The sequence below is a fragment of the Pseudomonas oryzihabitans genome (assembly GCF_032027545.1).
In the GTDB taxonomy this organism is placed as follows: Bacteria; Pseudomonadota; Gammaproteobacteria; order Pseudomonadales; family Pseudomonadaceae; genus Chryseomonas; species Chryseomonas oryzihabitans_F.
In genome coordinates, this window is the sequence record NZ_JAVSJB010000001.1 from 549,849 (window position 1) to 563,731 (window position 13,883).

Genomic DNA, 13,883 nt, shown 5'->3' on the forward strand with positions numbered 1-13,883 from the left:
CTCCGAATCAAGAAGCCAGGGTGAAGAGGGCGTTGGGGCGGACGCTCAGGTGCAGCAGATCGCCCGGCTGCGCCCCGACGTTCTGGGCGGTGTCCACCAGCAGTGGCTGGCCGGCACCCACCTCCACCAGCAGCCGCGAATGGGCGCCCTGGAAGAACTGCCCGACCAGCACGCCGGTGAGGTGCGCGGGTGTAGCGCTGGGCTCCAGGTGCTCCGGGCGACAGAACAGGGTGCCGGCGGGACCGGTCCAGGGCAGGAGGCCACCGGCGACCGCCACCTCGCTAGCGCCGTGGGCGCGGACTTCGAAGCTGTTGAGCTGGCCGACGAACCCGGCGACGAAGCGACTGGCCGGTCTCTGGTAGATCTGCGTCGGGGAGCCGATCTGGGCGATGCGGCCTTCGCCCATCACCACGATGCGGTCGCCCAGGGCCAGGGCTTCCTGCTGGTCGTGGGTGACGTAGACCGCGGTGGTGCCCAGTTCGCGCAGCAGGGCGCCGATGTCGGCGCGCAGTTGCTCGCGCAACTGGGCGTCCAGGGCGGCCAGGGGCTCGTCGAACAGCAGCACCCGGGGGCGTGGCGCCAGCGCCCGGGCCAGGGCCACGCGTTGGCGCTGGCCGCCGGAGAGTTGCTGGATGCGCCGCTCGGCCAGGGCCTCGAGCTGCATCATGGCCAGCAGTTCGGCGACCCGGGCGTCTCGCTCGGCGCGCGGCAGGCCACGGATCTTCAGGCCGTAGGCGATGTTGCCGGCCACGTCCAGGTTGGGGAACAGGGCGTAGTTCTGGAACACCATGCCGACGTCGCGCCGCTCGATGGGCAGGCTGGTGACGTCACGGTCGTCGAACAGCACCTGGCCACCCGCATCGGGCTGCTCCAGGCCGGCGATCAGGCGCAGGGTGGTGGTCTTGCCGCAACCGGAGGGCCCGAGGAACACCAGGGTCTCGCCCGGGTGGATGTCGAGGTCCAGGGGCTGCAGCACCTGGCGGCCTCCGGGGAAGGTCTTGGCGCAGTGGCGCAGGCGGACGGCGGTACCTTGGGTCATCGCAGGGCTCCACGGGAGAGGCGGGCGCTGAGGGCCTGGAGGGCGACCAGCAGCGGCACGATCAGACAGAGGAAGATCAGGGTGTAGGCGGAGCCTACCTCCAGCCGCGCCGAGGCGTAGCTGTCGGCCAGGCCCACCGGCAGGGTCTTGGTCAGGGGCGTATGCAGCATCCAGGTGAGGTTGAATTCACCCAGCGACAGGGTGATCACCATGAGGCTGCCGGCCAGGATGCCGGCGCGGGCATTGGGCACCACCACGCCGAAGAAGCGCTGCCAGGGACCGGCGCCCAGGCTGGCGGCGGCTTCTTCCAACTGGGGCAACTGGCTGCGCCTGAGCACCGCCATCACCGGGCGGATCAGGAAGGGCAGGGTGAACAGCAGGTGGCCCACCAGGATGATCGCCGGGCTGCGGCGAAAGCCGCCGAGGTGGCCGTAGGTCAGCAGTAGCGCCAGGGCCGAGGCGAAACCGGGCATGGCTACCGGGAGCACCAATAGCTCTTCGAAGGCGCGGGCGAAACGATTGTCCAGCCGCACCAAGGCATAGGCCGCCGGTACGCCGAGCACTACCGCGAGGGCCGCCGTGCCCAGCGCCAGTTGCAGCGACAGCCAGACGGTGGGGGCATAGGCCTGCCAGACCTGCACCACCCAGTCGAGGGTCAGGCCGCTGGCGACGCCCTGGAAGTAGTTGCGGGTGAGGCCCGCGAGTACCGAGAGCAGCACCGGTACCAGCAGGAAGGCCGCTACCAGCAGGGTGAACAGCAGTTGCAGCCAGAAACGCAGGGGGCGGTTCATCGCAGGTCTCCCTGGACGCCGCCGAGGCGGCGCGCCAGCAACAGGACCAGCCAGGTGACGAGGCCGAGCACCACCGAGAGCGCCGCGGCCACGCCGAAGTTGGCGAAGTTGGTGAAGGTGTCGTAGATGGCGATGGGCGTCACCGCCAGCCGCGTGCCCAGGGTGAAGGCGGTGCCGAAGGCGCCCATGGCGGTGGCGAAGCACAGCGCGCCACTGGAGAGCAGCGCCGGGGTCAGCCCGGGGATCAGCACATCGCGCACCACGGCGAAGAGGCCGGCGCCCAGGGAGCGGGCCGCTTCTTCCAGGCTGGTGTCGAGGGTCTCGCAGGCCGCCATCACCGTGAGGATGACCCGCGGAATGGAGAAATAGAGATAGCCGAGAAACAGCCCGAACAGTGAATAGGCGAACACCCAGGGCGCGTCGAACAGGCTGCGCCCGAGACCGGCGAACAGGCCCTGGCGACCGCCCAGCAGGATGATCAGGAAGCCCACCACCACGCCGGGAAAGGCCAGCGGAAAGGTCAGCAGCGCCACCAGCAGGCTGCGCCCGGCGAAGGCATGGCGCGCCAGGAAGCAGCCGGCGATGCCGGCTACCAGCAGGGTGGCGAGGGTGGTGACGGCGGCCAGGGCCACCGTCTGGGCCAGTCCGGACAGATAGCCGGCGCTGGTCAGCACCTGCCAGTAGCCGGAGCTGCCGGCGGCGTCCGGGCGGGCGCCGAGTACCAGCAGCTGGGCCAGCGGCAGCAGCCAGAAGGCCAGCAAAAAGGCGCTCGCCGGGGCCAGGGCGACGAGCACCGGCCAGGGTAGCCGGCGCGGCACCCGGGGGCGCCCGAGAGGAACGGCGAGGCCCTGCATCTCAGCGCACCTCGGCCTGGTAGCGCTTGGCGAAGGCTTCCTGGACCGCTGCCATGTGGCCGTAGTCCACGGTGCCGGCGCGGGCGTAGTCGGCGGCGGGCAGGAAGCGCGCCTTGACCTCGTCCGGCAGCGGCACATCCCGCACCGGGCGCAGATAGGCCTGGGCCCAGAGCGCCTGGCCCTTGTCCGACAGCACGAAGTCCAGCACCTTTTCGCCATTGGCGCGATGCGGTGCGCCCTTCACCAGGCTCATGGTGTAGGGCACGGTCAGGCTGCCTTCCTGGGGGATGACGAAGGCCACCGGGGCGTTGTCCTTGTAGCGGGCACGGTAGGCGTTGAAGTCGTAGTCGATCAGGATCGGGATCTCGCCGGACAGCAGGCGGGCATAGGCGGTCTGCTTGGGCACGATGGGATCGTTGGCGGCCAGCTTCTTGAAGAAGGCCATGGCCGGCCCGAAGTCATCGAGGCTACCGCCCAGTGCCTGGTTGAGCGCCACGGCGGTGACGTAGCCGACGAAGGCGCTGGAAGGATCCAGGTAGCCCACCAGGCCGCGGTACTCGGGCTTGAGCAGATCGGCCCAGCGCTGCGGTACCGGCTTGCCACCCAGGGCCTGGGTGTTGACCATGAAACCGAGGGTGCCGGAATGGATGGCGGTCCATTCACCCTGGGGGTCCTTGAGGCCAGCGGGTACCTGGTCCCAGTGCTTGGGTTGGTAAGGGGCCAGCACGCCGGCCTTTTCCGCCTGGATGCCGAAGGTCACCCCGTAGTAGACGACGTCGGCCACCGGGGCTTCGCGCTCGGCCACCAGTTGCGCCAGGGACTGGCCGGAATTCTTGTTGTCCTGGGGTACCTCGATGCCGGTGTCGGCGGCGATGGCCTTGAGCTGGGCGCCCCAGTCGGCCCATTCCAGCGGGCAGTTGTAGCAGATGGCGGTTTCGGCGGCCTGGGCACTGGCCAGGCCACAGGCCAGGGCTACGCCGGCCAGCAGGCGACGCAAGGGGAAACGGGATTTCATCGGTAAGGCTCCTTCAGAGGACCGGCACTGGAGCCGGGACGGACGAGGCAGGGCAGGCACTGCTGGTGGATGGCACTGCCGGCGATCAGCGCCAGCAGTTCGGTGACGAGGAGGGCGCCGAGGCTCTGCAGGGGCTGCATGACACTGCACAGGCTGGGTTCGAGGCGGGCGCCCATGGCGATGCCATCGAAGCCCACCACCGAGAGTTCGTCGGGGACGCGTAAGCCATTGCGCTGCAGCTCGGCGATGACGCTGATGGCCAGCAGGTCATTGGTGCAGAGCAGGGCGGTCGGGGCATGGCGTTCCAGCAACGGGGCCAGTTGCGCCCAGTCGGCATCGATGTGGCTGGCCAACTCCAGGCGCGGCAGGGTCGGCAGGTCGGCGGCGGCCATGGCCTGGCAGTAGCCGGCGAAGCGGCGTTCGGCGCGATCCGACTGCTGGGCCGGTCCCGAGACCAGGGCGATGCGCCTATGGCCCAGGCCGAGCAGGTGCTCGGTGGCCATGGCCATACCCTGGCGGTTGTCCACCGCCACCGCCGCATAGGGTCTCTGGGGTTCGTGATAGGCGAGGATGAAGGGCGTACGCTCGCGACTCAGCTCGGCCAGCACCTGGCTGCGGTCGGCATCGGCCACCGTCAGCACCAGTCCGGCCACGCGCTGGCGCAGCAGCTCTTCCACCACTGCCGCCTCGCGTTCTGGCTGGTAGTCGGTGGTGGCGACCACCAGCGAATAGCCCTGGCCGCGGGCGGTGCGTTCCATGGCGTGCAACTGCTCGGCGAACACCGGGTTGAGCAGGCTGGGTACCACCACGCCGATCAGCTGGGTGCTCTGCTGGCGCAACTGGCGGCCCAGCAGGTTGGGCCGGAAATTGAGTGCGCGCGCGGCGGCCATTACCCGCTCGCGGGTGCTCTCGCGTACCTGTTCGGGACTGGCAAACGCCCGTGCCGCCGTGGCCCTGGACACCCCGGCCTCTTCCGCCACCTGTTTCAGATCGGTCATGACTGCCTCGTTTGAGATCGATCTCATCGAGGGCAGACAATGCCGGCGTCAGATGTCGGGACGATGACAGTGAGATGAAGGTTTTGCCCTGGCACCGGCTTCAGGGCGCGGGCGGCGGTCCGCACGGAGCTACCTGGCCGGATATACCTTGGTATAGCCAGACATCCATCGTTTCAATGGCTTGGACGCGGCGGCGGACCTAGATTAGGCCGGCGGTTGGCACCTGTGTGGCAGGTGGCCCACCGCTCTCCCTAGACCCGTCATTCACGAGGTACGCCATGAAGACGCTGCCTGGCCTCTACAGCCCTGCCGTGGCGCCGCGCCTGCCGCGGCACCGTCCGACCTCCCTCTGGGCCGATGGTCTCTGCGTGCTGCTCGGCGTCATCGCCCTGGCCCTGGTCTGGCACGGGGTGAGCGAGATGCGCGCGCCCCTGGCCGTGCTCGACGCCGATCCCATGACCCTGGACCTGGCGCGGCTACCCGAGTACGCCCTGCGCACCACCCTGCGCATGTTCATCGCCCTGGGCGCCTCGCTGCTGTTCACCTTCGTCTTCGCGACCCTGGCCGCCAAGAGCCGCAAGGCGGAGCTGCTGATCCTGCCCGCCATCGACATCCTGCAGTCGGTGCCCATCCTCGGCTTCCTGACCTTCACCGTCAGCTTCTTCCTGGGCCTGTTCCCGGGACGCCAGCTGGGTGCCGAGTGCGCGGCCATCTTCGCCATCTTCACCAGCCAGGCCTGGAACATGGCCTTCGGCTTCTACCAGTCGCTGCGCACCGTGCCCGAGGATCTGCAGGCGGTGAGCCGCCAGTTCGGGCTGTCCCCCTGGCGGCGCTTCTTCCGCCTGGAGCTGCCGTTCGCCATCCCCGGCCTGGTGTGGAACACCATGATGTCCATGTCCGGCGGCTGGTTCTTCGTGGTGGCCTCGGAAGCCATCACCGTCGGCGACAACACCATCAACCTGCCGGGCATCGGTTCCTGGCTGGCGCTGGCCATCGCCAAGCAGGACATCGCCGCCATCGGTTGGGCGGTGCTGGCCATGGGGCTGGTGATCCTGCTCTACGACCAGCTGTTCTTCCGCCCCGTGGTGGCCTGGGCCGATCGCTTCCGTGTCGAGCAGACCGCCAGCCAGCAGGTACCGCGCTCCTGGGTCTACGACCTGGTCCGCCGGGCCCGCCTGGGCCGCGCGCTGGCCGGCTTCGGTAGCTTCTGCAGCCAGCTCGCCACCCCGCGGGTCCGCCTTGGCTGGCCGCACTGGCAGCTGGCGCCGCAGAGTCGTGCCTGGCTGCAGCGGGGGCTGGATGTGCTCTGGTACGCCTTGCTGCTGCTGGTGCTGCCCTATGGGGTCTATGCACTGTTCCGCTTCATCGCCGAAGGCGTCTACTGGGTCGAGGTGGTCTCGGTGTTCGGCCTGGGGCTGATCACCATGGTCCGGGTGCTGTTGCTGATCGCCGTTGCCAGCCTGATCTGGGTGCCCATCGGCGTCTGGATCGGCCTGCGCCCGGGCTGGTCCCAGCGCCTGCAGGCGGTGGCCCAGTTCCTGGCCGCCTTTCCGGCCAACGTGCTGTTCCCGGTGGCGGTGGTGGGCATCGTCAGCTTCCACCTCAATCCGGACATCTGGCTGTCGCCGCTGATGGTGCTGGGCACCCAGTGGTACATCCTGTTCAACGTCATCGCCGGTGCCAGCGTGCTGCCCAACGACCTGCGCGAGGCGGCCCGGCTGTTCGGCCTCAAGCGCTGGCAGTGGTGGCGGCAACTGGCCCTGCCGGCGATCTTTCCCTACTACGTTACCGGCGCCCTGACCGCAGCCGGCGGCTCCTGGAACGCCAGCATCGTCGCCGAGGTGGTGAGCTGGGGTAACGAACGCCTGCAGGCCCATGGCCTGGGCGCCTACATCGCGCAGATGACCACCGCCGGGGACTTTCCCCGGGTGGCCCTGGGCATCGTGGTGATGTCGGTCTTCGTACTCGGATTCAACCGGCTGCTCTGGCGGCCCCTGTATGCCTACGCCGAGCGGCGCCTACGGCTCGACTAAGAGCCTGTTCAAAGGCTGCTGCGCGTCGGCCGAACTGCGTTGGAAATGGCCTGGGTCGCCAGCCCGGTCGGAATGCTCATTTACCGCTCGTAAACTCGAGCGCGAGCCCGGTCCGCTTCCTCAGCCATTTCCGCCTTGTCTGTCTCTAGCTCGCTAGCCTTTAAACAGGCTCCAGAGGAGAAACGCCATGAACCTGAACACCTTGAACCAGCGTCCCCTCATCGACGTCCAGAACGTCCGCCAGCTCTATGGCAACGCCGGTGGCCCGGCCCGGGTCGTGCTGGACGAAGTCTCCCTGACCCTGCACGAGAACGAGATCGTCGGCCTGCTGGGCCGCTCCGGCTCCGGCAAGTCGACCCTGCTGCGTTCCATCGCCGGGCTGCTTACCCCCAGCGGCGGTACCGTCGACTTCCCGCCCAAGGACGACGGCCAGCGCGCCCGCGTCAGCATGGTGTTCCAGAGTTTCGCCCTGTTTCCCTGGCTGACCGTGCTGCAGAACGTCGAGATCGGCCTGGAGGCGCTGCACGTGCCGCTGGAGGAGCGTCGGCGCCGGGCCCTGGCGGCCATCGACCTGATCGGCCTGGACGGCTTCGAGAGTGCCTATCCCAAGGAACTGTCCGGCGGCATGCGCCAGCGCGTCGGCCTGGCCCGTGCCCTGGTGGTGCATCCGGACGTGCTGCTGATGGACGAGCCCTTCTCGGCGCTGGACGTGCTCACCGCCGAGACCCTGCGCACCGACCTGCTGGACCTCTGGGTGGAGGGCCGCATGCCGATCCGCTCCATCCTCATGGTCACCCACAACATCGCCGAAGCCGTGCTGCTCTGCGACCGGGTACTGATCTTCTCCAGCAACCCCGGCCGGGTCGCCAGCGAGATCCGCATCGACCTGCCGCAGCCGCGCAATCGGCACGATCCGGCCTTCCGCGAACTGGTGGAGGAAATCTACGTGCGCATGACTGGGGAGACCACGCCGACGCCCCACGAAAACGTGTTCCCCGGCAGCGGCCTCGGCATGCTGCTGCCGAGCGTCTCCACCAACGCCCTGGCGGGCCTGCTGGAAGCGGTCCACGCCGAGCCCTACCGGGGCCGCGCCGACCTGCCGGAACTGGCCGGCGGCCTGGGCTACGCGCTGGACGAACTCTTCCCCCTGGCCGAGGTGTTGCAACTGCTGCGCCTGGCCGTGCTCGAAGGCGGGGACCTGCACCTGCTGCCAGCCGGCCGCGCCTACGTCGAGGCGGGGGTGGACGTGCGCAAGCAGCTGTTCGCTCGACAACTGCTCAACTGCGTGCCACTGGTGGGCCACATCCGCCGGGTGCTGGATGATCGCCAGGGCCACACGGCGCCGGCACGCCGCTTCCGTGACGAGCTGGAGGACTTCATGGACGAAGCCGACGCCGCTCGCACCCTGGGCAGCGCCATTCAATGGGGGCGCTACGGCGAGCTCTTCGCCTATGATCAAGCGGCCGATATGTTCAGCCTGGAGAATCCGGGCTAGGAGCGACTAACAAAACTACTGCGCGTCCGCCAGACGGGCGCGTGCAGTGCTCGGAATCCTCATGTATCAACCATACACTCGTACGCGAGCCCGGTGCGGTTCCTGCGCGCCGCGCGCACCCGTCTGACAGCCGCTCGCTACGTTTTGTTAGCCGCTCCATGAGGGCGCGCAACTTCGAACGAGAGACTCGCCATGGATCGACGACCCTTCGCCACCACTACCCACTGGCTGCGGCTAGGGGGCCTCTGCGCCCTGGCGCTGGGCATCGCCCTGCTGGATACCTTTACCGACCGGGAGATCGCCATCGGCGTCTTCCAGGTGGTGGTAGTCCTGCTGGCCGCGGGTTTCCTGTCCACCCGCGGCGTCACCGTCACCGCCCTGGGCTGCGCGCTGCTGGTGCTCTGCAGCTATGCCGCCACCCGCAGCGGCGACCGGGATGCCGGATTGGTCAACTGCATCATCAGTCTCATGGCCATCGTCGCGGTCGCCGCCCTGGCACTGCGCCTGGATGCCGCCAAGCGTGCCGCCGACGCGGCCCGGACGCGGTTGGCCCAGGCCAGTCGGCTGAGCCAGCTCGGCGAACTGGCGGCCTCCATCGCCCATGAGGTGAACCAGCCGCTGACCGCCATCGCCGCCAGCGGCAACGCCTGCCAGCGCTGGTTGAGCAATGAGCCGCCGCAGGTGGAGCGCGCCGTGCAGGCGGCGCAACGGGTCATCGACGACGCCCATCGCGCCAGTGCCGTGATCGCCCGGGTGCGTGGCCTGGTGCGCCAGGCCGAGGTGGCCAAGGATTGGCTCAACGTTGCCGACACCGTGGAGCAGGTGCTGGATTTCGTTCGCGGCGAACTGGCCCAGCGTCAGGTGGCGGTGGAGCTGCAACTGCAAGAGGGCCTGCCGCCGTTGCTGGCGGACCAGAGCCAGCTGCAGCAGGTCATCCTCAATCTGCTGCTCAATGCCCTCGATGCCCTGGAAGGCGTACCGCCCGAGGCGCGGCGCATCGTCGTCAAGGTGGCGCAGGACACGGCCGGCGCCCTCCGCCTGGGGGTGGAGGACAGCGGTCGCGGCTTGACCCCCGTCGCCCGCGAGCAGATGTTCGAGGCCTTCTACACCACCAAGCCGCAGGGGATGGGCCTGGGGCTGGCGCTCAGCCGCTCCATCGTCGAAGCTCACGGCGGACGCATCTGGGCCACCTCGCTGCCGGAAGGGGGGACGGGTGTCTACTGCAGCCTGCCAAAGGATCAGGAACCCTGATGGATAACGCCTTGCCCACCCTGGTCCACCTGGTGGACGACGACGCCTCGGTGCGCGCCGCCCTGGAAGACCTGCTGGCCTCGGTAGGTCTCTCCACCCGCAGCTACGTTTCGGCGGCCGACTTTCTCGAACGGGCCACGCTGGATGCCCCGGGCTGCCTGGTGCTCGATGTGCGCATGCCGGGCATGAACGGCCTGGATCTGCAGCAGGAATTGCAGCGCCGGGGCCTGGCCCTGCCGATCATCTTCATCACCGGTCACGGCGACATCCCCATGTCGGTACGGGCGATGAAGCAGGGCGCCCTGGAATTCCTCACCAAGCCGTTCCGCGACCAGGACCTGCTCGATGCCATCGACCAGGCCTTGCGCAAGGCCCACGAAGCCCATGCGCAGCGCGCGCAATTGCAGGAGTTGCAGGCCCGGGTCGACACCCTCAACGAGGGTGAACGAGCGGTGCTGGCACGGGTGGTCACCGGCCTGCTCAACAAGCAGATCGCCGCCCAGCTAGGCGTCAGCGAAATCACCGTCAAGGTGCGCCGCGCCGCTATCATGCGCAAGCTGCAGGCCGGCTCGCTGGCGGAGTTGGTGAAGATGGTGGAGCGGCTGGAGGGGGCGCGAGTCTAGATCGTTGCGCTGCGAAGACCTGGGGGACGCTCTCATTGTAGGGTAATCAGAATTGCGCTAAAGAAATACAATAGTAAGTCGATTAAAGGGCTCTAGAGGATCGCTTTCGCCGATCCAAGGAGTCCGCCGTGAATCTTCGCTCGCTACGTATCGCTCCCCGCGCCACCCTGTGTTTCGGTGCGGTCACCCTGTTCGTGATCCTCTTGGGCGTCTTCGCCCTGATCCAGCTCGGCGCCCTGCGCGCCACCGAGCAGGCGATGGAGGCCAAGTGGTTGGCGAGCGTGCAAACGGCTGACGATATCCAGGTCGCGCTGTTACACACTCGTTTGGAAAGCATCCGCCTGCTGGCCACCGAAGACAGTGCCGCCATCAACATGGCGACCCGCCAGATCGAGCAGAATCGCGACGTGATGAACGCGCGGACGAACTACTATCGCGAACATCTCATCACGACGGCTGAAGGGCGGGCCAGTTTCGAGCAGGCTGCCGCGCAGATGAAGAACTATCTCGATGGCCTGGATCGCGTCGTCACCCTGGCCAGGACCGACCACGACCAGGCGCTCAGCCTGGCCAATGGCGAACAGCGGGGCCGGGCGGAAGCCTATCAGGAGCAACTCACCCGGCTGCGTGAGTTCAACGCCGAGGGCGCTCGCCTGGCCGGTCAATCCGCCACCGACATCTATGAGCACAGCGTGGGCGTCGTCCTGGCCATCATGGCGCTGGCGGTGCTGATGACGCTGCTGCTGGCCTGGCGGCTGACGCGCAGCCTGGCCCTGCCCATCGGCGACTCCCTGGCCGTGGCCAATGCCATCGCCCAAGGCGAACTGACCGGCAAGATCGATCCGAGCGGCGCCGATGAAGCCGCCGGCCTGATGCGCGCCCTGGCGCAGATGCAGGACAACCTCAAGGCTACCCTGCACGGCATCTCGCATTCGTCCCAGCGCCTGAGCGAGACGGCCCAGACCATGACGGTCGTGACCGATGGCGCCAGTCGCACGCTGTCCCACCAGAACGCCGAGATCGACCAGGCCGCCACGGCGGTCACCGAGATGAGCGCCGCGGTGGAAGAGGTGGCTCGCAACGCGGCGTCCACCTCCCAGGCCGCGCGCGAATCCAGCGCCGCCGCGGAGAGCGGCAACGCCAAGGTCGGCCAGGCGCTGGACGCCATGCAGCGTCTCAGTCAGCAGGTGCAGTCGACCTCGGTCCAGGTCGAGGGACTGGCCGGCCAGGCGCAGGACATCAGCCAGGTGCTGGGCGTGATCGGTGCCATCGCCGAGCAGACCAACCTGCTGGCGCTGAACGCTGCCATCGAAGCCGCCCGGGCCGGTGAGCAGGGCCGCGGTTTCGCGGTGGTCGCCGACGAGGTGCGAGCCCTGGCGCACCGCACCCAGACCTCGACGCGCGAGATCGAACAGATGATCCAGGCGATCCAGCAGGGCTCGGCCCAAGCCCTGGATTCCATGCAACTCAGCACCAACCAGGCCCAGGCCACCTACGCCGTGGCCCAGGAAGCCGGCGCGGCGCTGAGCGACATCCTCCAGGCCGTGCGCCTGATCGACGAGCGCAACCTGCAGATCGCCACCGCTGCCGAAGAACAGGCCCACGTCTCCCGTGAGGTGGATCGCAACCTCATCAGTATCCGTGATCTTTCGGTGCAGAGCAGCGATGGCAATCGGCAAACGGTGGGCGCCAGCGAGCAACTGTCGGAACTGGCAGGGGAGCTGCAAACGCTGGTGCGGCGCTTCAAGCTGGCTTGAAGAGCGGGTGTCGCGGCCAGGTCGCGAGCGGTGGAAGAGGGCAGGGATGCCCGCCTGTTGGCGGGGCTGTAGCTAGACCAGGGGGCTCGGGAAACCGGAACAGGGCGCGCTGGCCTGCGCGGATGAGCCTTTACCGCTCGTCGCCTGCGGCCGCCATCGTTTAGCGCAATTCACGTTCATCCACTAGGGTCTTTCCTATCAGTGCTGCGCTCTAGGGAGGCTCGATGGCTGGCCGGTCCGCTTCATCTCATCTCGGTTCCTGGTTGCTCATCGGTGGGGTCGTGGTCGTGGCGGTAGGCGCCTTCGCCTATACCGCCGGCTGGCTGACGCCGGCGCGGCTCACCCCGACCAAGCTGGTCGATACCCTGGCGCCGCCTACCGGCGCCGTGCCCGGGTTTCGCCGCAATCATGCCAAGGGCATCTGTTTCACCGGCACCTTCGAGTCCAACGGTGCTGCCGCCGGTCTGTCGCGTGCTCAACTGTTCGCCGCGGGTGCCTACCCGGTGGTGGGGCGCTTCAACCTGGCCACGCCCGATCCGGTCGCCGCCGATCCCAGCGCCCGGGTGCGTGGGCTCAGCCTGAGGGTGGCTACGCCGGACGGCCGCGAATGGCGCTCGGCGATGATCGATGCACCCTTCTTCCCGGTCGCCACGCCCCAGGCGTTCTATGCCCTGTTGCAGGCCGGGGCGAACAAGAGCGATCCCGCTGCCATGAAGAATTTCATTGCCGCTCATCCCGAATTCAAGAACTTCCTTGGCTGGGCCACCACGGCGCCCTGGACTTCCTCCTATGTGCAGGAGCGCTACAACAGCCTCAACAGCTTCATCCTCGAGAACGACAAGGGCGAGCGCCAGGCGGTGCGTTGGTCCTTCCTGCCTGCGGCGCCCGTGCAACCCCTCTCGGCGGACGAACTCAAGGCCAAGGGTGCCGACTTCCTCGCCAGCGACCTGACTCAGCGGGTAGGGGCGGCGCCCCAGCGCTGGACGCTACAGCTCACCCTGGCCAATGCCGGCGATCCCACGGCGGACCCGAGCCAGGTCTGGCCGGACGACCGGCGCAAGGTCACGGCGGGCACCCTGGTGGTCCAGGCCATCCAGCCTGAGCCCGACGGTCCCTGTCGCGACCTCAACTTCGATCCCACGGTGCTCCCGCCCGGTCTGCAGGTCTCGGACGATCCCTTCCCAGCGGCGCGCTCCGCCGCCTATTCGGTGTCCTTCAACCGCCGTACCGCCGAAGCCGACGCCTATCCGCACACGGCTGCCCAGGAGGCCAAGCGATGAGCACGTCCCATACGCACTTCACGCCGCTGCAGCGCGGTCTGCACTGGCTCATGGCCGTGGCCATCCTGGCCATGCTGTTCATCGGCGTCGGCATGGTTTCCACCGTCGCGCCGCGCTACCTGACCCTGGTCTCCATCCACAAGCCACTGGGCATCCTCATCCTGATCCTCGGCCTGATCCGCCTGGTCGTGCGCCTGCGCTACGGCGCACCGCCGCTACCAGCGGTCATGCCCGAGCCGATGAAGCTGGCGGCCAAAGCCTCGCACTGGGTGTTCTACGGGCTGATGATCCTGCTGCCGCTGATCGGTTGGGGGATGCTCTCGGCTGCCGATTACCCGGTGGTCGTGCTTGGCCTGCAACTGCCCGCCATCCTGCCACCCAACGACAGCCTGCACGCGGCGCTCTGGACCGCGCACAAGACGCTGGCATTGGGCTTCTTTGCACTTATCGTCATCCACGTGGCCGCCGCCCTGATGCATGCCCTGATCCGCAAGGACGGGGTGTTCGAGGCGATGGCGTCGAGACGCTGAGGCGAGGGGGCGCCGCTAACGGCCTGGGCTGGTGGCGGACGCCTGGAGCAGAGGGACGGCGCCTGTCCGTCCTTTTCAGCCGCGGCCTCGGCCTGCAGGCACGAGGCGGGCAGGCGGCGGGTGTCAGTTCGCCAGCGAAGCCTTGACGACCTCGGCGGCAGGCTTGCCATCGCGGCTGGTCACGCCGGCGAGCCATTGGTCGAGCTGCTGCGGATGG

The 13,883-nt window shown here is 68.2% G+C and carries 12 protein-coding genes, 1 other RNA gene and 1 pseudogene; 9 read left to right on the plus strand and 5 right to left on the minus strand.

Annotation, left to right across the window (positions count from 1 at the left end; genetic code table 11):
* Nucleotides 1–7: 7 nt before the first annotated feature.
* The 5 genes from RND78_RS02410 to RND78_RS02430 are packed head-to-tail and all read right to left on the minus strand — an operon-like array spanning nucleotide 8 to nucleotide 4,697.
* Entirely contained in the window at nucleotides 8–1,039 is a 1,032-nt protein-coding gene (locus RND78_RS02410) for an ABC transporter ATP-binding protein (RefSeq protein ID WP_312725748.1), read from the minus strand.
* Entirely contained in the window at nucleotides 1,036–1,830 is a 795-nt protein-coding gene (locus RND78_RS02415) for an ABC transporter permease (RefSeq protein WP_312725750.1), read from the minus strand. Before RND78_RS02415 ends, RND78_RS02410 begins: the two co-directional genes overlap by 4 nt.
* Nucleotides 1,827–2,684, minus strand: a complete 858-nt coding sequence (locus tag RND78_RS02420) for an ABC transporter permease (RefSeq protein ID WP_312725752.1) — start codon at nucleotides 2,682–2,684, stop codon at nucleotides 1,827–1,829. The genes RND78_RS02415 and RND78_RS02420 overlap by 4 nt, the downstream gene beginning before the upstream one ends.
* A 1-nt stretch (nucleotide 2,685) precedes the next feature.
* Nucleotides 2,686–3,699: an ABC transporter substrate-binding protein gene (locus RND78_RS02425; protein ID WP_312725754.1), complete on the minus strand. Its 1,014-nt coding sequence runs from the start codon at nucleotides 3,697–3,699 to the stop codon at nucleotides 2,686–2,688.
* A complete protein-coding gene (locus tag RND78_RS02430) occupies nucleotides 3,696–4,697 on the minus strand; it encodes a LacI family DNA-binding transcriptional regulator (protein WP_312725757.1) in 1,002 nt (333 codons plus the stop codon). Before RND78_RS02430 ends, RND78_RS02425 begins: the two co-directional genes overlap by 4 nt.
* 278 nt (nucleotides 4,698–4,975) lie before the next feature.
* Between RND78_RS02430 and RND78_RS02435 the strand changes: the two genes are divergently transcribed.
* The 9 genes and pseudogenes from RND78_RS02435 to RND78_RS02470 all read left to right on the plus strand — a co-directional run bounded on the left by RND78_RS02435 (nucleotide 4,976) and on the right by RND78_RS02470 (nucleotide 13,666).
* Nucleotides 4,976–6,730: an ABC transporter permease subunit gene (locus tag RND78_RS02435; RefSeq protein ID WP_312725758.1), complete on the plus strand. Its 1,755-nt coding sequence runs from the start codon at nucleotides 4,976–4,978 to the stop codon at nucleotides 6,728–6,730.
* 187 nt (nucleotides 6,731–6,917) lie between these two features.
* Nucleotides 6,918–8,225, plus strand: coding sequence for a nitrate/sulfonate/bicarbonate ABC transporter ATP-binding protein (locus tag RND78_RS02440; RefSeq protein ID WP_312725761.1), 1,308 nt, complete (start codon nucleotides 6,918–6,920; stop codon nucleotides 8,223–8,225).
* 82 nt (nucleotides 8,226–8,307) lie between these two features.
* Nucleotides 8,308–8,378, plus strand: a non-coding RNA gene (locus RND78_RS02445) — sX9 sRNA.
* A gap of 39 nt (nucleotides 8,379–8,417) precedes the next feature.
* Nucleotides 8,418–9,476 carry an ATP-binding protein gene (locus tag RND78_RS02450; protein WP_312725763.1) on the plus strand — a complete coding sequence of 353 codons (1,059 nt, stop codon included), beginning with the start codon at nucleotides 8,418–8,420 and terminating at the stop codon, nucleotides 9,474–9,476.
* Entirely contained in the window at nucleotides 9,476–10,099 is a 624-nt protein-coding gene (locus tag RND78_RS02455) for a response regulator transcription factor (RefSeq protein ID WP_312725765.1), read from the plus strand. Before RND78_RS02450 ends, RND78_RS02455 begins: the two co-directional genes overlap by 1 nt.
* 128 nt (nucleotides 10,100–10,227) lie before the next feature.
* Nucleotides 10,228–10,995, plus strand: a pseudogene (locus tag RND78_RS28125) (MCP four helix bundle domain-containing protein); the annotation flags it as partial.
* A 69-nt stretch (nucleotides 10,996–11,064) separates the two neighbouring features.
* Nucleotides 11,065–11,856 carry a methyl-accepting chemotaxis protein gene (locus tag RND78_RS28130; RefSeq protein WP_409457010.1) on the plus strand — a complete coding sequence of 264 codons (792 nt, stop codon included), beginning with the start codon at nucleotides 11,065–11,067 and terminating at the stop codon, nucleotides 11,854–11,856.
* Nucleotides 11,857–12,080: 224 nt separating this feature from the next.
* The gene (locus RND78_RS02465) at nucleotides 12,081–13,136 is read left to right on the plus strand and encodes a catalase family peroxidase (protein WP_312725769.1); all 1,056 of its coding nucleotides are present in this window, start codon (nucleotides 12,081–12,083) and stop codon (nucleotides 13,134–13,136) included.
* Nucleotides 13,133–13,666 carry a cytochrome b gene (locus RND78_RS02470; RefSeq protein ID WP_312725772.1) on the plus strand — a complete coding sequence of 178 codons (534 nt, stop codon included), beginning with the start codon at nucleotides 13,133–13,135 and terminating at the stop codon, nucleotides 13,664–13,666. Before RND78_RS02465 ends, RND78_RS02470 begins: the two co-directional genes overlap by 4 nt.
* Nucleotides 13,667–13,883 lie beyond the last annotated feature (217 nt).